This window comes from Aeromonas sp. s8 (genome assembly GCF_040907785.1).
GTDB lineage: Bacteria > Pseudomonadota > Gammaproteobacteria > Enterobacterales > Aeromonadaceae > Aeromonas > Aeromonas veronii.
This window is the reverse complement of sequence record NZ_JBFOCL010000015.1, coordinates 86,287-105,066: the sequence shown is the minus strand read 5'-3', so window position 1 is coordinate 105,066 and position 18,780 is coordinate 86,287. Positions and strand designations below refer to the sequence as shown.

General features: G+C 60.3%; 17 protein-coding genes and 1 tRNA gene. 7 read left to right on the top strand and 11 right to left on the bottom strand.

Annotation, left to right across the window (positions count from 1 at the left end):
* Positions 1 to 178: 178 nt before the first annotated feature.
* The 9 genes from secF to hinT form a co-directional block, all read right to left on the bottom strand.
* A complete protein-coding gene (secF, locus tag AB5Y86_RS04465; RefSeq protein ID WP_216948376.1) occupies positions 179 to 1,096 on the bottom strand; it encodes a protein translocase subunit SecF in 918 nt (305 codons plus the stop codon).
* A gap of 150 nt (positions 1,097 to 1,246) precedes the next feature.
* On the bottom strand, positions 1,247 to 3,049 hold the full coding sequence (gene secD, locus AB5Y86_RS04460) for a protein translocase subunit SecD (RefSeq protein WP_368192250.1): 1,803 nt from the start codon (positions 3,047 to 3,049) through the stop codon (positions 1,247 to 1,249).
* Between the two features lie 158 nt (positions 3,050 to 3,207).
* On the bottom strand, positions 3,208 to 3,642 hold the full coding sequence (locus AB5Y86_RS04455; RefSeq protein WP_005334044.1) for a hypothetical protein: 435 nt from the start codon (positions 3,640 to 3,642) through the stop codon (positions 3,208 to 3,210).
* A gap of 96 nt (positions 3,643 to 3,738) precedes the next feature.
* A complete protein-coding gene (locus AB5Y86_RS04450; RefSeq protein ID WP_005361577.1) occupies positions 3,739 to 4,596 on the bottom strand; it encodes a DUF6279 family lipoprotein in 858 nt (285 codons plus the stop codon).
* 3 nt (positions 4,597 to 4,599) lie between these two features.
* On the bottom strand, positions 4,600 to 5,445 hold the full coding sequence (locus AB5Y86_RS04445) for a phosphotransferase (protein ID WP_368192249.1): 846 nt from the start codon (positions 5,443 to 5,445) through the stop codon (positions 4,600 to 4,602).
* The gene (gene lpoB, locus AB5Y86_RS04440) at positions 5,435 to 6,031 is read right to left on the bottom strand and encodes a penicillin-binding protein activator LpoB (RefSeq protein WP_005334041.1); all 597 of its coding nucleotides are present in this window, start codon (positions 6,029 to 6,031) and stop codon (positions 5,435 to 5,437) included. The genes AB5Y86_RS04445 and lpoB overlap by 11 nt, the downstream gene beginning before the upstream one ends.
* Entirely contained in the window at positions 6,031 to 6,429 is a 399-nt protein-coding gene (locus AB5Y86_RS04435) for a YcfL family protein (protein ID WP_005334038.1), read from the bottom strand. Before AB5Y86_RS04435 ends, lpoB begins: the two co-directional genes overlap by 1 nt.
* A gap of 83 nt (positions 6,430 to 6,512) precedes the next feature.
* Complete coding sequence (locus AB5Y86_RS04430) at positions 6,513 to 7,949, bottom strand: COG3014 family protein (protein WP_368192248.1); 1,437 nt, start codon at positions 7,947 to 7,949, stop codon at positions 6,513 to 6,515.
* Positions 7,949 to 8,299 (bottom strand): purine nucleoside phosphoramidase, encoded by a 351-nt coding sequence (gene hinT, locus AB5Y86_RS04425; RefSeq protein WP_021231009.1) that lies wholly within the window; start codon positions 8,297 to 8,299, stop codon positions 7,949 to 7,951. Before hinT ends, AB5Y86_RS04430 begins: the two co-directional genes overlap by 1 nt.
* A gap of 252 nt (positions 8,300 to 8,551) precedes the next feature.
* Here hinT and AB5Y86_RS04420 point away from each other — a divergent pair, with 252 nt between their 5' ends.
* Entirely contained in the window at positions 8,552 to 10,564 is a 2,013-nt protein-coding gene (locus AB5Y86_RS04420; RefSeq protein ID WP_368192247.1) for a methyl-accepting chemotaxis protein, read from the top strand.
* 71 nt (positions 10,565 to 10,635) lie between these two features.
* Here the strand turns inward: AB5Y86_RS04420 and AB5Y86_RS04415 are convergent, their stop codons facing one another.
* A complete protein-coding gene (locus AB5Y86_RS04415) occupies positions 10,636 to 11,511 on the bottom strand; it encodes a 6-carboxytetrahydropterin synthase (protein ID WP_043819396.1) in 876 nt (291 codons plus the stop codon).
* Between the two features lie 80 nt (positions 11,512 to 11,591).
* Between AB5Y86_RS04415 and AB5Y86_RS04410 the strand changes: the two genes are divergently transcribed.
* The 5 genes from AB5Y86_RS04410 to AB5Y86_RS04390 all read left to right on the top strand — a co-directional run bounded on the left by AB5Y86_RS04410 (position 11,592) and on the right by AB5Y86_RS04390 (position 16,960).
* On the top strand, positions 11,592 to 12,935 hold the full coding sequence (locus AB5Y86_RS04410; RefSeq protein ID WP_005353068.1) for a dihydroorotase: 1,344 nt from the start codon (positions 11,592 to 11,594) through the stop codon (positions 12,933 to 12,935).
* Positions 12,936 to 13,047: 112 nt separating this feature from the next.
* Positions 13,048 to 13,124, top strand: a tRNA-Pro gene (locus AB5Y86_RS04405).
* A 216-nt stretch (positions 13,125 to 13,340) separates the two neighbouring features.
* The gene (locus AB5Y86_RS04400; protein ID WP_076492150.1) at positions 13,341 to 13,772 is read left to right on the top strand and encodes a hypothetical protein; all 432 of its coding nucleotides are present in this window, start codon (positions 13,341 to 13,343) and stop codon (positions 13,770 to 13,772) included.
* Between the two features lie 204 nt (positions 13,773 to 13,976).
* The gene (locus AB5Y86_RS04395) at positions 13,977 to 15,236 is read left to right on the top strand and encodes a dicarboxylate/amino acid:cation symporter (protein ID WP_005334018.1); all 1,260 of its coding nucleotides are present in this window, start codon (positions 13,977 to 13,979) and stop codon (positions 15,234 to 15,236) included.
* Between the two features lie 104 nt (positions 15,237 to 15,340).
* Positions 15,341 to 16,960 (top strand): methyl-accepting chemotaxis protein, encoded by a 1,620-nt coding sequence (locus AB5Y86_RS04390; protein ID WP_368192246.1) that lies wholly within the window; start codon positions 15,341 to 15,343, stop codon positions 16,958 to 16,960.
* A gap of 63 nt (positions 16,961 to 17,023) precedes the next feature.
* On the opposite strand, the gene AB5Y86_RS04385 is transcribed toward AB5Y86_RS04390, so the two are convergent.
* The gene (locus AB5Y86_RS04385; RefSeq protein WP_368192245.1) at positions 17,024 to 17,626 is read right to left on the bottom strand and encodes a DUF924 family protein; all 603 of its coding nucleotides are present in this window, start codon (positions 17,624 to 17,626) and stop codon (positions 17,024 to 17,026) included.
* A gap of 251 nt (positions 17,627 to 17,877) precedes the next feature.
* Here AB5Y86_RS04385 and AB5Y86_RS04380 point away from each other — a divergent pair, with 251 nt between their 5' ends.
* Entirely contained in the window at positions 17,878 to 18,705 is an 828-nt protein-coding gene (locus tag AB5Y86_RS04380) for a DUF808 domain-containing protein (RefSeq protein WP_368192244.1), read from the top strand.
* Positions 18,706 to 18,780 lie beyond the last annotated feature (75 nt).

Here is an 18,780-nt window from a genome sequence, read left to right as displayed (position 1 = left end):
CTTTTTGTTATTAAAAATGACGGGTTGATCCGTCATTGCTTTCAATATGGTCAGTTGTCAATTGAGGCGAGCCGAACGACAAAATGGGCGGCGAGAGAGGAGGGATGAAAAAGCCCCTGCCAATGGTTGGCAGGGGCCCGGTTTGTTGAGACCCTGAGCCGGGTCTGATTAACAAGGTTCAGGCTGCGTTGGCCAGTGGCTCCTCGCTCTTCTTCTGGTAGGCCTGCGGGGTGAGCCCAAGCAGCTCCTGCACGGTCGAGGCGACGGTGATGGAGGAGACGGTGCCCACCAGGATCCCGGCAAACAGGGTGAAGGAGAAGCCGTAGAGGGCGTCACCGCCAAACAGCAGCAGCGCACCCACGGTAAACAGGGTGGTGCCCGAGGTGATCATGGTGCGACTGAAGGTCGCCTTGATGGCTACATCGGAGCATTCGTGGATCCCCATCTGGGTACGCGAGCTCAGCAGATCCCGCAGCCTGTCCGAGATGACGATGCTGTCGTTGAGGGAGTAGCCGATCACCGCCATCAAGCCGGCGATGATGTTCAGATCGAATTCGATTTGAAAGAGTGACAGCAGCCCCAGCGCCACGATGGCGTCATGGACCACCGAGAGCAGGATGCCGATGGCCTGACGCCACTCGAAGCGAAACGCCAGATAGGCCGACATCGCCAGCGAAGCGACCAGCACCGCCAGCATCCCCTGCTGGAACAGTTCGGCACCCACCTGAGGGCCGACGATGGTGGTGCGCAGCAACTCGACCGGCATCCCCAGCTGTTGGGTCAGCATGGTGGCGAGATCCGCCGCGGGCCAGGGCAGTTCGTGGGGGGGCAGCTTGATCAGCCACTCGCCGGGAATACCGGCCGAGCTCAGTTCAACGGCTCCCGCCAGCGGGGAGACCAGCATGGCATTGAGCTCATGGGCCTCTTTCAGGGTCTGGATATGAAACTCCAGCAGGATCCCGCCGGTAAAATCGAGCCCCAGTATCAGGCCGTTCACCAGCAAGATGGCGACGCTGGCCACGGTCAGCAGGATGGAAGCCCACAGGCCGATATAGCGCCAACGGGTCAGCCCCATGGCAACGATCATTCTCAACATAATTCTCTCCTTGGCCAGCCAGCATCAGGCTGTTGGCCCATCACGACGTGTCGCGACACGCCGGGAAATAGTGTTCTGCTTTGGCCACTCCGGCCATATCCATGGCCGATGGCGCAGCCAAAGCCGCTCATCAGAGGGACTGCTGTCCCGTTACACCTTCAGCGTGCGCTCGCTGCTGCGTCCCCATAGGGGGTTGATGATGGCGCGTGTCCCCCAGATCCCGGTGATCATGCTGGAGAGCAGACCCAGAATGAGGGTGATGGAGAAGCCCTGCAGCGGCCCGGAGCCGATGGAGTAGAGCACCACGGCGCAGATGAGCGTAGTGATGTTGGCATCGAAAATGGTGTGGAAGGCCGAGCGATAGCCAAAGTCGATGGCGTTGGCCAGTGAGCCACCCTCTCGCAGACGGTCCCTGATCCGCTCGAAGATCAGCACATGGGTATCTACCGCCATGCCCACCGTCAGCACTAGACCGGCGATCCCCGGCAGGGTCAGCACGGCGCCCGGCAGCACTGCCAGCATGCCGACCTGCATCAACAGGTTGGCGACCAGCGCCGTGATGGCAACCCAGCCGAACTTGCGATACCAGGCCATCATAAACAGCATCATGCCCGCCATACCGAAGGCCAGTGCGGTGAAGCCCGCCTCGATATTCTGCATCCCCAGGGTCGGGCCAATGGAGCGCTCCTCGAGGATCTTGAGGGGGGCGGTGAGGGCGCCGGCACGCAGCAGCATGGCCAGCTCCTGAGCTTCCGGCAGACTACCAATGCCGGTGATGCGGAACTGGTTGCCAAGGGCGGTCTGGATGGTGGCGACGTTGATCACTTCGCTTTGGGCGCGCAGTTTGCCCTGGGCGTTAGTCTTGTACTCGGTGAAGACGGTCGCCATCGGCTTGCCCACATGCTGGCGGCTGAACTGGTTCATCTTGCTGCCACCCAGGGTATCGAGCACGATATTGACCTGGGGTTGACCCATCTCGCCCATGTTGGCGCGGGCATCGACGATGTGCTCGCCGGTGAGTACCGGCTTGCGCGCCATGCCGACGGCCTGACCGTTGCGATCGGCGATATAGAAGTGGCTGTCGGCTTTGGCCTCGTAGAAGGCCAGCGAGGCGGTGGCGCCGATCACCTCTTTCGCCTGCTTGGGGTTATGTACCCCGGGCAGTTCGATACGGATACCATCCTGCCCCTGACGCACCACCGAGGCTTCGACGATGCCGAGCTCGTTGATCCGTTTTTTCAGGATCGACAGGTTCTGGGTCACGGCGTTGTTGACCAGCAGGGTACGCTCCGCCTCGCTCAGCACCAGTTTCAGATCATTGCCGGAGCGGGTCAGCTTCCACTGATCCTGACGGGTACCGGCACTCTCCTTGATGATGGCGAGCCAGCTCTCCTGTTCGGCCACCTCCGGCAGGGTGACGGCTACGGCGCCCTGTGCGCTGCGCGTGACGCTGGCGCCGCGCAGGTTGGCTTCACGGAAACGGGTGCGCAGGGTATCCACCAGATTCTTGGTCTGATTGTCGATGACAAAGTCCACGTCCACCCCGATCAGCAGCTGGGAGCCGCCACGCAGATCGAGCCCCAGCTTGATGGGGTCGGCGCCAAGGCGGGTGATCCAGGCCGGTGCGTTGGAGTGAAACTCCAGGGTCAGGGCGGCACTGTCGACCCCTTGCTGCTCCAGCAACTGCTTGGCGCGCTGCAGTTCACCCTGGCTGGCAAAGACCAGCTCGACTCGCTCAGGTTGCTCAATGACCTTGAGCGGGGTCAGGTGTTTGTCGCTCAGCAGCATCTGTTGCTGGGTGGTCAGGCGCGGCTGTCCGTGCAGGCCGAGGGAGGGCTGCTCACCGAAAAAGGTGGGCAGGGAGTAAAAGGTAAAGGTCAACAGCATCAACAACAGCAGTGCGTACTGCCACTTGCTCATGCGGTTGAGAACGGTGCGATTGCTCTTTCTCATGGCAAACAAGCCTCTGTCAGGAGAATGGTGCCTAGGCCGATAGCAACAAGGCTCGGCAAGGCGCAAAAAATGGGATGCATCAGATGCGGATCAGGCAGTTGCCGGATCCGTCAGGAAGAGGAGATGAGCAAACAGTGGATGTGCCAGCCCCTCCGGGGTCAGGCGCTCAGATAGCTCTGGGTGAAGCGGTATTGCAGATGTTGGCGCTGTAGATGGCGCCGGTGGATCGCGCCAAAGCGATCGCGAAAACTCTGTTTGTGATAGAGCTCGGGTGCCAGCATCAGCCAGCCGAGCAGCAATAGCAGGATGGCCTGAGCCGACCAGCTCTGGATCAGCTCGTAGACCACACTCTTGGGCTGGTTGTCACTGCGCAGGGATTGTTCGAGACGCAGCAGGTGATTCTGATGGCTGCCGACAAACTTGATGATGCCATCATCGCTGTCGCTAAGCTGATTGAACACCTGAGTCTGCTGCTGTTCACTCTGGGGAGATGCGGGTAGCAGCGGGCCTTCCATTCGGGCGATGGAACAAAGCAGAGTGAGGGCGATAACCAGAGTTACCAGCACCAGTTTTACTTTGTCGATAAGGCGCAAAAAGTTAATTCCCGATAAATAGAAAGGGCAAACTACCACACGCGCCCGGTTTGAACAAGGTTGCCCCGGGCGCATGGCACCATTCGATGCCGCTCGTCAGCTGCCGCTCATCTGCTTGAAGTCGCGGGCATAACCCTTGAGCAGGGAGTAGAGATGGGCCCGCTGGGAGATATCCAGCGACTGGCTCATGGCGCTCAGCCAGTTGACGGTACGCTGGCGTGACTGCTCGGTATAGCCGGTAAAGCGGCCATCCATCAGCCCATCCCCCTCGGCCAGCAGGTCAGTCAGCTCGCGGGTAAAGTCGGGACTCTGGCGCTGCTTCATCAGCCTGTCCAGCTCCTGGGTCCAGGACTCCTGAAACTCGAGCCAGGGGGGCATCAGCTCGTATTGCCATTCGGCCCACTGGGCCACCAGTGGCGCCTGTGCCGGTTTCACCTCGCCAATCCAGAACTCGAGCCGCTTGTTCATCTTGTCGCGAAACTCCGCCAGCATCTGCTCTTTGGGCTCAGTGGCAAAGTCCTTTTGCCGCTCCTGTTGCCGCTTGACCCGATCGGTCATAAAGCGGGCCACCTGCTCGTCGGTCAGGGTGCGCGCCAGCCTGACCGCACGGGGGATAGTGTTTTCCAGCGTGCGGGTCAGGCTCTGCTGCACCGCATCGAGATTGGTCGAGATCTGCTCCGGCGTCATGGGGCTGGCCACCGCCTTGGCCAGTGCATCGAGATCCCTGGCGTAGCGCGGCAGCTCGTGCTGGCGATGCCAGGCCATCAGCCCCTTCACTTCGCGGCTGAGCAGATCCTTCTGCGAATAGGAGAGGGCAAAGTAGTCATCCAGCTGCCAGATGATGGCGGTATCGAGCCAGTAGTAGATCACCCGGGTGGAGCAGCCGGTCAGCAGCAGGCCGATCAGCAGCAGACCCCAGGTTTTCGGCTTGTGCCAGCGCACCTTGTTTATCATCTGTTACTCCAGTCGTTGCCGGTTGATGGCGATCAGGGTGTCATAGTCGAGTGAGGGCTGTTGCTCTGCCATCAGCAGGGCCCAGAGCAGGCCGATATAGTCGACCCAGGGTAAAAATGCCTCGCTCTGAAAATCGGGCCACTGGTGGCGCGGCACGGCCTGCAGATAGTGCGCTTCCAGCTCGTCGCGCCGCTCGGCGGGCCACTCATGGGTGCGCTGGATGCTGGCGAGCTCAAAGCCGGGGTGACCTGCCGCGCCATACTCCCAGTCGATGACCCAGGGTTTGCTTCCCAACAAGTTAGCCGGATTGAGATCATGGTGGCAAGGGCGCCAGCAATCATTTGGCTCACTGCTGGCGAGCAAGCTCCGCTCCAGGGCGGGCAGCCAGGAGGGGATGTGGGCCAGTCTAGCGCGATAGCCTGCGGCGTGAGCCCGCACCGCCATCACCACCGCAGGTAGCGGCAGGCGATGGAGCTTGCGCAGCACCTCTGCCAGCAGACGGGGCTGCTCGGCTTCCGGTGGCGCCGCGTGCACCCAGTTTGGCTCATCGCACCATTCGAGCAGCATCAGACCGCTGGCGGGATCGCCATAGTGGCAGGGCAGCGCCAACCCTTCGGCCATCGCCCCCTGATAAAGCTGCCACTCGGTGGGACGGTCGATGCCAAGGCGCACCGGGTCGGAGTGGCCCTGACGCAAAAAGTAACTGCGCCCCGAGGGGAGGCGCAGTCGATAGTTGCAGTTGGTCAGACCTAACCCGAGTGGTTCTAGCTGCCCCTCCCGCCAGGGGGCGGGCAGGCTGGTCAGCAGCGGATCACAGTTGTCCGTCACCGGGAGCAGGTTACCAGCCAAAGGTGGACTTCTTCGCCTGCTTGCGGATCTCTTTCTGGTCAGCCCACAGCAGTTCGCCGTTTTGCAGATCCATCAGGTTCATGGTCATCTGGTAGTAGACATCCTTCACTTTGCCATTGTCCTTGACGATGCTGGCGAGGTTGCCATAGACCATGTAGCGGGCACCGGTCTGCTTACCCAGGCGTACCATGGAGGCCGGGTCTACCATGCCGCTGCTCTGCTGGTATTCGAGCTGCTGCTTGACGGCGGCCACCTTGCTCATGTCGACGAAGCGGAACTTGCCAGCCCGCAGCAACTTGGTGCGGATGGTGTCGGTGATGGCTTCGGTATCGATGTGCTCGGAGGTCTTGTTGCGGATAGAGTCCATAAACATCACCGGACGACCGCCAGCGGTGATCTCGCTGGTGGCGGGGGAGGCGAGCATGGAGTCCGCCATCTTGTCGGCGATGGCCTGCAGGTCGCTTGAGCCGTAATCGACGGTGACGGTTTCGGTTTCGGTCGGATCGCCATAGCTGACGGTGGTGCTGGAGCAGCCGCCCAAGAGCAATGCAGAGGTCAATATCAGCAGGGCATGATTCATTTTCATCAGTAGGATTCCTCAATCACTTCGCGTACGTAAATCCGGTAACCCTGCGCCGCCGGGCTGGGCGCCAGGGCCGAGAGGGTGCGGGTCTGATAGCCATGCAGCTTGATGGGGGTCCAGCCGCGGCCATCGCTGGCGACCTCCTGACCGGCCTCATCATACCAATAGAAGATATATTGCAGCTTGTTATCGCCGCGCTGGGTGCTGGCGGCGGCCACATTGACTTGCAGCAGGCCATTTTGCTGGCGGCGGCTCAGCTCGGTCAGGGTGACGTTGACGTTTTGATGCTGCTCCAGCGTGGGTGCACCGCCCGCCGGGCCATAGAGCGCCACGCCGGAGGTGTTGGTGGCACAGCCGGTCAGCAGCAGCGCGAGCCCGAGGGCCAACCCGTATGCTTTCATCTTGCTCTCCTTAATCGGGGTGAGTGGGGCCGCGTGTGAGCCTGCCCGGTTAATTGTCTTGCTCATCTCTCTTCGCCATCTGCTCAGAGCGGCATCACCCGGGTGGTCAGACCGGCGCCGAGGCGCTGTACCCAGACCAGGGTGGTACGTCCCTTGTGGATGGTGAGCGGCAATTGCCGCTGCGCCGTCCCTGCGCCCAGGGTGAGATTGATGTCACCTGCCGGCACCATCCCCTGCCAGCTCGATGCCTGAGCTGGCAGCGTCAGCCAGCTGCGGGTATCAGCCCGCTCGGAGAGGGTGTTGAAGATCCCCACCAGAATATTGCCCACATCGCCCCCCTCTTTGGCGGCGGTGCGGCGCATCTGCTCCTTGGCCACCAGTCGCAGCGCCTGGCGGGTCAGCATGCCGGGCAGCCGCTCCTGCAGATCTTTGGCGGCCAGCGCTTCCAGCCTGACCAGCTCGCTGGTCTGCCAGGCCCGCTTGCCGACTTCCACCGTCAGCGGGCCGGTGTCGCTGGCCCGATTATCGTAATAGGGGATGGCGACGGTAAAGGTGCGAAAATCGCCGCGGGAGGTGGAGATGGGCAGCGGCAGGAACAGTTCGCGCCGCGCCGGAATCAAACCATCTTCAAACAGCACCACCAGTTGGCCTTGATCTTTTGCAAGCGGCGGTGCTTTGCGGCCTATCTTTTTCTCGGTCTCGCGGATCTCGTCCGGTGAGCCACGCAGCTGCGCCAGACGCAGCAAGGCATCTTGCAGGCTGCGGTTGTCCGGCGCTATCTGGTAGCCGCGTTGATAGTCGACCCAGGCATCGTTGAGATCCCCGGCCGCCTCATAGAGCACGGCGGAAAAATAGAAGGTGTAGGCGTTCTGAAAACCGTTTTTGACCTTGCCGATCAACCGGTCGAGATCCGGTGCGCCGCGCGACATCAGCTGGCGCATCTCGCCTTCTGCTTCGGCCTCTTCGCTCTCATCCTTCGCCTTGCGCACCTCATCGGCTCGCCGTTTAAGCGCCTGCTCCTGCACCTGATTGGCCCGGCGCACCTCTACCAGGGCGCCATCGGCATCACCCCGTTGCAGATAGTTGAGGGCCAGATAGTGATGCAGCATGGTGCGTTCGTAATCGGGAGTACGATAGGCCATCGACTGATCGTTGGTGAGCAGACTGCCCACCTGATCCAGACCGTGGCTCAGCCGGTATTCGGCCTGATTGTCTTCCCACTGAAGGCGGCTGTCGGCGGCGGTGAACGCCTGCTTGCTGCCCGCATCCTGACCGGCGAGCCAGGCAATGCGCCCCTGTTCGAGCCGATCCAGCACAAAGGTGTCATCCCCAAGGGTGGAGTCGCGCACTTCGGGCAGAGCCTCGGCGGCATGGCCCAGCAGCAGCTGGTTGCGCAGGGGCACCATCTGATCGGAGTAGGAGACGAACATATCCTGCCAGCGGGAGGCGCAGCCTCCCAGCAACAGCAGGGCGCCGCAGAGCAACAGGGCGCTGCGGCAGGTTGAGGCGTTGCGATTCATTACAGGCTGAGCAGCGGTCCCAGCGGCTGGCCACCGACCAGATGCATGTGGATGTGGTAGACCTCCTGCCCGCCGTGGCGGTTGCAGTTCATGATGAGGCGGTAGCCATCTTCGGCGATGCCCGCCTCGCTTGCCAGCTTGCGGGCCACGGTGAACATCCGGCCAAGGGCCAGTTCATGTTCGGCTTCCACGTCATTGACGGTGGGGATCAGTACATTGGGGATGATCAGAATATGGGTCTTGGCCTTGGGCTGGATATCCCGGAATGCGGTGACCAGATCGTCTTGATAAAGGATGTCGGCGGGGATCTCTTTACGGATGATTTTGCTGAAAATGGTTTCTTGCGCCATGGCTAACTCCCTTATATGAAACAGAAAATTGAACTAGAACCCCAAGCGGCTCCCGAAAGGGGGGCGAGCAGCACGCCAAGTGTGACACAAGCCGACATTTGACACAGCTGATGTCCCATTCCCTTCAGTTATTGTTAAAAATACCGATAGCCAGAGGGACGTCATCTGCAGCGCCTGTTCAGGGTGGTCTGCAGGGTATCAAAAGGACGGGGTACTCAGGCAAGGGACTTTTGCATATACAGCGGGACAATAATGAAACAAACAATGTCGGATCTCTCCATCTTGCAGCGAGTCTACCTTGGCTTCGCGATCCTGGTGGCCGTGATGGTGGCCAGTTCACTGCTTACATTTCGTAGTCAGGAGACTCTGGGGAACGCACTGGAGCAGGTTACCCAGCAGTCTATGCCGCTGGTGATTGCCAGCAGCCAGACCCAGATCACCCTGCTCAGCGCCAACAAGTGGCTGGGGGATGTGCTCACCGAGCAGGACCCCAAACAGCTGCCAGCCGAAGTGGCCGAACTGAAACAGGCCAAGGCCGCGGTGGGCAAGAGCCTTGACGTCTTGCGCCAGCAGGTGGCCCACCACCCCGAACTGCAAGGGGAGATGAGCAGCCTCAGCCAGCAGGTCGACAGCTACCTGCAACTGACCGATACCCTGCCCGGCGAACACGAGGCGCTGCTCACCCGGCTGCACAAGGTCAATCTGGCCAAGGGGCAGTTTCAGGTCAGTCTGCCCCAGTTCAAGAAGAGTCTGGGTGACATGATGGTCACCATCGACGACAGCTTTATCAAGATGCTCTCCGAGACCCTGACCACCAAGCTTTCCGCTATCGAACTCTCCACCATGGACGCCCTCAATCAGACCATTCCGGCCCCCATCGAAGGGGCGCTCAAGCGCAACAAGATGCAGATCGAGGGGTTCAACAGCACCATCAAGGATCTGCAGGGGGAGCTGAAGAACTTCGAGAACGACATGGGCCACTATGTTCACGGCTTCGTGCGCGACACCACCGCAAGCGAAGGCGTGCTCTCCCAGTATCTGGCGCTGATGAAGCAGCAGGAACAGATGCGGGAGAAGAGCAAGCAGGCGAGCGCCCTCATCGTCGAGATCCAGAACCGGCTTGAGCGGATCACCGGCCAGAGTCAGCAGCTGATGAGTCAAAGCATTCTGCAAGCCAAAGCCACACAGAGCCAGAGCACCCTGACACAGGGAACCAGCATAGTCGTCGCCATCCTGATCGCCATGATGGTGGCTTATACCCTGGGCAAGGCCATTCGCCGTCCGCTCAGGGAACTGCTGCGGGTGCTGACCGAAGTGACTCAGGGCGACATGACCCAGCGCATCGGTTTTCAGAGCAAGAACGAATTTGGTCAGCTGGGCAGCCAGATCAACCTGCTGATTGCCCAGATGGGGGAGGTGCTGGCGCAGCTTTCACAAGCGTCTGCCCAGCTTAACGATGCCGCCCACTGCAATCGCCACACCACCGAATCGGTGCGGGCGGATCTGGAAAAACAGCGGCAGGAGACCGCCTCGGTCGCCGCCGCCATGACCCAGATGGAGGCCTCGGTGCGGGAGGTGGCGCAGGCTGCCAACCAGACCCTGGAGCGGGTGCAGGATGTGGAGAAGGCCTCCGAGATGGGGCGCAAGGTGATGGCAGGCAATATCACCACCACTCATCAACTGGCGGGCAAGCTGCAACAGACCGGCAAGGTGATTGGTGATGTGAGCGCCATGAGCAGCCAGATCGGCAATATCCTCGATGTCATTCGCGGCATCGCCGAGCAGACCAATCTGCTGGCCCTCAACGCCGCCATCGAAGCGGCGCGGGCCGGCGAGCAGGGGCGCGGATTTGCGGTGGTGGCCGATGAGGTGCGCAGTCTGGCGGGCCGTACCGCCCAGTCCACCAGCGAAATCCAGACCATGATCGAGAACCTGCAGCAGGGGGTAGCCAAGGCGGTGACCGTGATGCAGGAGTGCTCTCGCGAGATGGACAGCTGCGTGGATCAGAGCTCTCACGCCAACAACGCCATGGAGGAGGTGCAGGGGATTGTGGTGCTGATCAGCGACATGTCGAGCCAGATCGCCTCTGCCGCCGAGCAGCAGCAGGCCACCAGCGCCGATATCGCCACCAACCTCAACCGCATCTCCGATATCTCGGATCTCAACTATCAGGGGATCGAGCGGGTGGCCGAGACCAGCCAGCAGCTGGACTCCCTCGCCGAGCAGCAGGAGAGCCTGGTCAAGAGCTTCCGCCTCAGCGCCTGATGGTCGAAAGTTGAAACAACAAGGCCCCGCAGATGCGGGGCCTTCTCTTTATTGCGGCAGCGACAAGGGGATCAGGCGTAGGCAATCGCACCCTTGCCGACCCCTTCATAGGCGACAATCTTGACGAACTTGTCGCCCACCATCTTCTTCACTTCGCGGGCGATATAGCAGGCCAGCAGCTCAACTGTGGTGTCAGTGTCGATCATCTCCACCTCGGCGCTGGGGATGGCCAGCTGGAACAGCCCCTGGGGCGCCACATATTTGAAGCCGCAGTGATGCTCACCAAGCTGGGCATTGGCGCGAGGGCTCAAAGCGAGCTCGGTCAGCGCCACCTTGTCCTCCTCGGTGCCGAGGTAGATATCGCCCCAGCGCTCGGCCCAGTTGAGCTCAAGCTCCTGGTCGCGCTCGCCATCGACGTGGATCTCGATGGGAGAGCGGTGGCCGTGGGCGATACGCTGGCAGTTGCCATCGTGCTTTTTCAGGCCATGGCTGTAGTGGTAGAAGGCGCCGGTGATCGCCTCCTGACGCAGGGTCAGGGAGAGATCCTTGATATTGCCCGGCAGCCGTTTGGCCAGTACCGCCAGCAGGTAGCGGGTCACCGACTCTTTATCAACTTGCGGGGCCGGGATAAAGGCGAAGCCCTGGGATGGGCAGCGCAGATGGATGGAGCGCCCCGGGCGCAGCAGATCCACTGTGCTTTCGTCACCATCCAGTGTCTCGACGTGGATCAGCGGGCACTCGGTCGGCACCAGCAGCTTGTGGTCCACCTCTTCATCGATGATCGACTTGATCAGCTTCTTTACCCGGCCAAAGTCCAGCAGCATGCTCATTTCGTTGAGCTCACCGCTCATTTCGATATCTACCAGCCAGCTCTCGCCCACCATGCCGCGGCGTTCGCACAGGTAGCTGGAGTCGATCACGGTCAAATCTCTTACAAATAACTTCATCAGTCAGGCCTTGCTACAGAGAAAGGGCAGTTTTGCGCTATTATGACCCGCGATTATCGGCAAAGGAACTGGAACCCCCCATGAACAAACTGCTTATCAAGAATGCCACCTTGGTCAACGAAGGCCGCATCTATGCCTCCGATGTGTTGATCGAGGGGGAACGGATTGCCCGCATCGCCCCGGATATCGAGGCGCCCGATGCACTGGTTATCGATGCCGCAGGTCGCCATCTCATCCCCGGAATGATCGATGATCAGGTCCACTTCCGGGAGCCGGGATTGACCCACAAGGGGACTATTGCCAGCGAATCCCGCGCCGCCGTCGCCGGTGGCACCACCAGTTTCATGGAAATGCCCAACGTCAATCCCCAGACCACCACTCTCGACGCCCTCGAAGCCAAATACCAGATCGCCGCCAACTCCTCCGTCGCCAACTACAGCTTCTATCTCGGCGCCACCAACGACAACCTTGAAGAGATCAAACGTCTCGACCCCAAGCAGTCCTGCGGGGTCAAAGTGTTTATGGGCTCTTCGACCGGCAACATGCTGGTGGACAATCAGGAGACCCTGGCGGCCATCTTCCGCGAAAGTCCGGTGATGATCGTCACCCACTGCGAAGACACTCCGACCATCGCCAAGGCCGAAGAGGCGGCGCGGGCCAAGTGGGGCGAGAATGTGCCGATGGGCGAGCACGGCCGCATTCGCAGCGACGAAGCGTGCTACAAATCCTCCAGCATGGCGGTGGCGTTGGCCAAGCAGTACGGTGCCAAGCTGCACGTGCTGCATCTGACCTCGGCCAAGGAGCTGTCGCTGTTTACCGCCAGCCACGACCTGAGCGAGCTGAAGGACAAGAACATCACCGCCGAGGTGTGTGTTCACCACCTCTTCTTCAATGAAGCCGATTACGAGACCCAGGGCAGCCTGATCAAGTGCAACCCTGCGGTGAAGAGTGCTGCCGACCAGCAGGCGCTGCTGGATGCGGTACGCAACGATGTGCTCGACATCATCGCCACCGACCACGCGCCCCACACCTGGGAAGAGAAGCAGAACAGCTACTTCAAGGCGCCGTCTGGCGTGCCGCTGGTGCAGCACTCTTTGCAGGCGCTGCTGGAGCTCTACCACAACGGCGTGTTTACCCTGGAGACTATCGTCAAGAAGACCTCCCACGCGGTGGCCGAGCGCTTCCAGGTGCAGGATCGCGGTTATATCCGCGAGGGCTACTTCGCCGATCTGGTGCTGCTGGATCTGGGCAAGCCCTATGTGGTCAACGATGACAACATCCTCTACCACTGTGGCTGGTCGCCCTTCAACGGCTACCGCTTCCACAGCACGGTGGAGATGACGCTGGTGAACGGCCAGATCGCCTGGCAAAACGGGCAGGTGACTGACCAGATCCTGGGCAAGCGGCTGACGTTTAACCGCTGATTGTTCGCAAAGCAGGCGAACGAACCGTGGCTTAGGAATTGGCGGCGTTTCCCTGTTGACAGGGCAGGGTCATCTCCATAAACTCTGCCCCCGTCAGCCGAGCTGACTCCGTCGGTGTGTAGCGCAGCCAGGTAGCGCATCTGCATGGGGTGTAGAGGGTCGGAGGTTCGAATCCTCTCACACCGACCAAATTCCCCGGTAAAGGCCTTGTCAAACGACAAGGCCTTTTCTTTTGCCTGCGATTTGCCGCACAGGCGCGAAGCCAGTGGTGATGCACGCTGGTCGCTGTTGGCGCGAGCGGATTGTGCAGCCACCGCGCTTTATGGTGTAGTAACAACTCTGTTGCTCATTTGCCTGGCGAGGCCTCTCGTGTCTGCATCCGTATCTAAACCCTGTTGTCTGCTGATGCTCACCCTGCTGCTGGTGGGCTGCGCCACCCCTTACGAGAGTGAAAAGTCGTTCTGGAATGGCCAGACCGGTTTCTCCCAGACCCGGCTTGGCCCGGACAAGTGGCAACTGGAGTTTGTCGGCAACGATCTGGTGGACAGGGAGACCGCCCGCAAATATGTGCTCAAGCGGGCAGGGGAGCTGGCACTGGCAGAGGGTTACTCCTGGCTCAAGGTCGATGAGCTGACCATTAACCGTGATGCCGTCAGGGTGACCCCATCACGGCCGATCTTCGGCTTTGACGAGGATGAACCGGATCTCTTTATGGCCCAGATGCAGGTGCAGCATACCATCTCGGCGCTGCTCACTTTTCGCCTGTTGCCACGGGCACTCGATGAGCGAACTCTGGATGCGAAATATCTCGCCGAAATCAAAATAAACAGTGATTAATATTGGTGGTTTGCAAGATCCATATCACATACACCTAATGGCAGGATAAAATTCTGGAGAAAGCCTCTAGATTTACCCCCTGCTTTTAGGCATTCTCCCAGCATACCAGCCGCCAGGAATCAACGGCTCGGATCACAAAAACGGACTGTAGTGGCTCCCACGCCACTGTTTACGGCTTGCACCAATCAAAACCGGGACTCCCCCATGAAAATGAATAAACTGACGGTCGCCATCCTCATCTCCATGATGTTTGGCATCCTCACCGGCCAGGGCTATCGGATGTTTGCCGCAGATCAGGCTGCGGATTTCGCCAATAACATCACGATCCTGACCGATATCTTCCTGCGCCTGATCAAGATGATCATCGCTCCCCTGGTCTTCACTACCCTGGTGGTCGGTATCGCCAAGATGGGCGACACACGCACCGTGGGGCGTATCGGTGCCAAGACCCTCGGCTGGTTCATGCTGGCCTCCCTGATGTCCCTGAGCCTGGGTCTGGTGATGGTGACCCTGATGCAGCCGGGTGTGGGTCTCTCGCTCTCCCTGCCCAATGACACCGCCAGCTCGGGCATTGCTGCCGGTGCCATTACCCTGAAAGATTTTGTGACCCACGCTATCCCCAAGAGCGTGGTCGAGGCGATGGCCACCAACGAGATCCTGCAGATCGTGGTCTTCTCCCTCTTCTTCGGTCTGGCTGCCGCCGCGCTCGGCGATCTGGCCAAGCCGGTAGTGGTGCTGATGGCCAGCGCTGCCGAGATCATGCTGAAAGTGACCGGCTACGTGATGAACTTTGCGCCGTTCGCGGTGTTTGGTGCCATCGCCGCCATGGTGGCCAAAGAGGGGCTGGGTATTCTGGTTACCTACGGCAGCTTTATGGCCCAGTTCTACATCGCGCTGGCCTGCCTCTGGCTGCTGCTGATCGCCATGGGCAGCGTCTTCCTGCGTGGCCGTGTCATCAAGCTGCTGGCGATGATCCGCGAACCCATCCTGCTGGCCTTCTCGACCGCCAGCTCCGAAGCGGCCTATCCGAAGACCCTGGACCGTCTGGAGAAGTTCGGTTGTGACAAGCGCATCGCCAGCTTCGTGCTGCCGATGGGTTACTCCTTCAACCTCGACGGCTCCATGATGTACTGCACCTTCGCGGTAATGTTCATCGCCCAGGCGTATGGCATCGAGCTCTCCATGGCCCAGCAGATCACCATGCTGCTGCTGTTGATGGTCACCTCCAAGGGGATGGCCGGGGTACCGCGCGCCTCTCTGGTGGTGATTGCCGCCACCCTGAACCAGTTCCATATTCCGGAAGCGGGCATCCTGCTGCTGCTGGGGATCGACCACTTCCTCGACATGGGCCGCTCAGCCACCAACGTGCTGGGCAACGCCATCGCCGCCAGTGTGGTTGCCAAGACCGAAGACAGTCTGGGTGAAACCGTCGCGCTGGGCGAGAGTGAGCCAGCCAAAGCCTGATCACAACGCCATGAAAAATAAACAACAACGGCCCGCCAATGCGGGCCGTTGTTGTTTATGGCTCGTCTACACTGCTAGATAGTTTCCATCTGGAGTGTACGGTTATGAATATTGCTCGTCGACTGCAACTGATAGCGCTGCTGGTGATGCTGACGCTCATTTTTCTCAGTTGGTTCAGTATCAATCGCCTTGGGGCAGGCAACCGTGATTTGAGCTATGTGACGGACAATACGGTGCCCAGTATTGCGCTGATCAAGGAGGTACAGGCCGATTTCTATGAATTGCACTCGCTGGTGCAAACACATGTGCTCAATACCGACTCAAGCAAGATGCAGCAGATTGAAACGGGTATCACCGAGATACGGGGACAGATCAATTCGCTGCTCGACAAATATAAGGCAGAGATGCTCTCCAATGATGAAGATCGGCGCCTGACCGACGATGATCAACGTATTGTCGCGCAATATTATCAGGAGATAGACAAGGTTCTGCAGCTCTCCCGCCAAAACAAGAACGATGAAGCCAGAGACATGCTGGCGGGAGAGGCATACGGATTGTTCCAGCAGTTTGCCAAGGCAATCGAGCTTCACGTCAACTTCAATATGGATTTGGGACTGGCGCTCAAGAAGCAGGGCCAGGAGAACTACGACAGCAGCCTGCAAACCCTGTTGTTTATCGCCGGTGGTGCCACCGTACTGACGATGGGGCTGTTTGTCTGGTTGTTCAATCAGGTGGCCAATCCCCTTCGCACCGCCATGGATACCCTGACCCGGATCCAGCGCGACCTCAACTTTACCCTGAGAGCTGATGTGAAACAGCAGGATGAGATTGGCCTGACCCTCAATGCGGTCAACCGGCTGCTCGATACGCTGCAACAGACATTTACCGAATTTTCCGTCGGCAGCTTGCAGATCAAGAGCACTGCCGAATCCCTCTCTCAGGCAGCGCAACACTTGGCCAGCTCGGCTAATCAGGCCAATGATGCCACCAGTCTGATAGCCGCCGGTGTCGAAGAGATGACGGTCAGCATCACAGATATCTCCCAGCGCACTCAGGAGACGAGCCGCATCACCAACGAGTCGGGGCAGCTGGCGACCGAAGGGGGCCGGACCATAGAGCGCACCGTTCATGCTATCAACGAGATCGCCGACTCGATCCGGCAGGCCTCGGCCGAGGTCATTGCGCTGGGTGAGGGCATTTCGCGCATTGGCGGTGTGGTCAACGTGATCCGTGATGTCGCGGGGCAGACCAACTTGCTGGCCTTGAACGCGGCCATTGAAGCGGCGAGGGCCGGAGAGTCCGGCCGTGGCTTTGCGGTGGTGGCGGATGAGGTGCGCAAACTGGCTGAGCGCACAGCCCAATCCACCCAGGAGATCTCCGCCACCGTAGAGGCGATCCAGCAGGAGTCGAACAATACGGTCTCCCGCATGCATCTGGTGGAGGAGAAGGTGAGCCAGGGGGTCACCATGGCGACCGAGAGTGGCGCCATTATTGCCGAAATCCGCAGTGCGTCGCACCGGGTGATGGAGCAGGTGGGCGAGATCACCAATGCCATCCGCGAGCAGAGTTCGGCCGCCGAGTCGATCGCCCATCAGGTTGAGCAGATTGCTCAGGTCGTGCAGCAAACCAGCAGCACAGCGGAGGAGACCTCAGCCGCAGCCGAGGAGCTCAATGTCACCACCGAGAGCATCCACCAGCAGATATCCCGCTACCGTATTCAGTAACGCCGACGGTTGTTATCCATCTGCTATCCCCGCCAGCTGGCGGGGATTTTTTATATGGCTTGCTTAGAAGCCTGAGCCCGGTTGCTGCAAAAATGCTACCTCTTCCGGTGTGCTGGTGCGACCCAGTATGTCGTTGCGGTGGGGGAAGCGGCCAAAGCGTTCGATGATCACCTGATGGCGGCGGGCAAAGTCGGCAAATCCGGCAAAGGTCGCCTGCGCCGGTGTGCCAGCCTGCTCGGCAGCGAGTGCCTCGAACAGGGCCACACTTCTGGCCTGTTGTTCGCGGGATTCGGCATGCTCCAGCGGCAGATAGAAGAAGACCCGCTCCAGTGGCGAGAGGGATTTGTCCGCCCCGATGGATAGCCCTTTCAGGCAGAGATCCCGTGCCTGCGGATCCTGGGCAAAGGCCGCAGGCGTGCCGCGATGGATATTGCGGGGCAGCTGGTCAAGCAGCAGGATCAGCGCCAGCCGACCGCTGGGAGCATCGGCCCAGTGGGCGAGGCTGCCCTTGGCTGCCGCCTCTGCCAGCTCGCCAAAGCGGCTGGCCAGCAGGGCATCCGTTTCGCTGCTTTTTCCCCACCAGAGCGGGGCTTGCCGTGTGGCCCGCAGGACATCATCGGCTTCGTCGCCAAACCAGAAAGCGAGCAGAGGTTGCCAGGGTTGCATGGGAACTCCTTGAGGTGATTCAGAGGGAACCAGGAACAAATGGCTCAGGGGTGCTGCCGAAACGGCGGCTTCTCGTTACACTGTGCCATCTTTTGCCCGAAAGACGTAACCCCCCGATGGCGAGCGCCGGATTTTTGGCTCGGCCGATGATGGCCTGCGATCGCCATGAGGTGGTCCTGTTGACCCTGGTGGTTATCGGGATGTACATCTCTCTCGCGGTGTTGTTCTCACTGATATAAGGAATCTTTGATATGGCCGGAACCAGTTTGTTGGCCCTGCTCGATGATATCGCCAGCGTGCTCGATGACGTGGCACTGATGACCAAGATGGCGGCCAAGAAGACCGCCGGGGTGTTGGGTGATGATCTGGCCCTCAACGCGGAGCAGGTCTCCGGGGTGCGCGCCGAGCGGGAGTTGCCGGTGGTGTGGGCGGTGGCTAAGGGGTCATTTCGCAACAAGCTTATTTTGGTGCCCGCCGCCATCGCCATCAGTGCCCTGGTGCCCTGGCTTATCACGCCGCTCTTGATGCTGGGAGGTGCCTACCTCTGCTTTGAGGGGGCCGAGAAGCTGGCCCACAAGTTCCTGTCTCATGAAGTGAGCGAGGGGGAGGCACATACAGCCCTCATTCCCGATGATCTGGTGGCCTTCGAGCAGCAGAAGGTGAAGGGAGCGATCCGCACCGATTTTATTCTCTCTGCCGAGATCATCGTTATCGCCCTTGGCACGGTACAGGGAGCAAGCCTCGCGCTGCAGCTCTCGGTAGTGGCTGGCATCGCCCTGCTGATGACCATCGGGGTCTACGGGTTGGTGGGGCTGATCGTCAAGCTCGATGACATCGGTCTGCATCTGCTGCAAAAGCCCGATGGCAGCGCCCTGCGCCGCGCGGTGGGGCAGGGACTGTTGGTGACGGCGCCCCGTCTGATGCACCTGCTGGCTCTGGTCGCCACCCTGCCCACAGTGGGGGCCGTACTGGCGGCGGTGACGCCGACGCTGCTCAACGCCGTGGCCGGTGTGGTGGCGGGTCTGCTGCTGGTTGCCGTGATGACGCTGGTGAGCCGTCTTGCCCCGGCCAAGGGATAAGCGAGCTTGCGGGCCATTTTCTCTTTTTTCCTCTCTTCATTTTTTGGCCAGCGGGACGCTCGGTCTCTGACTTGC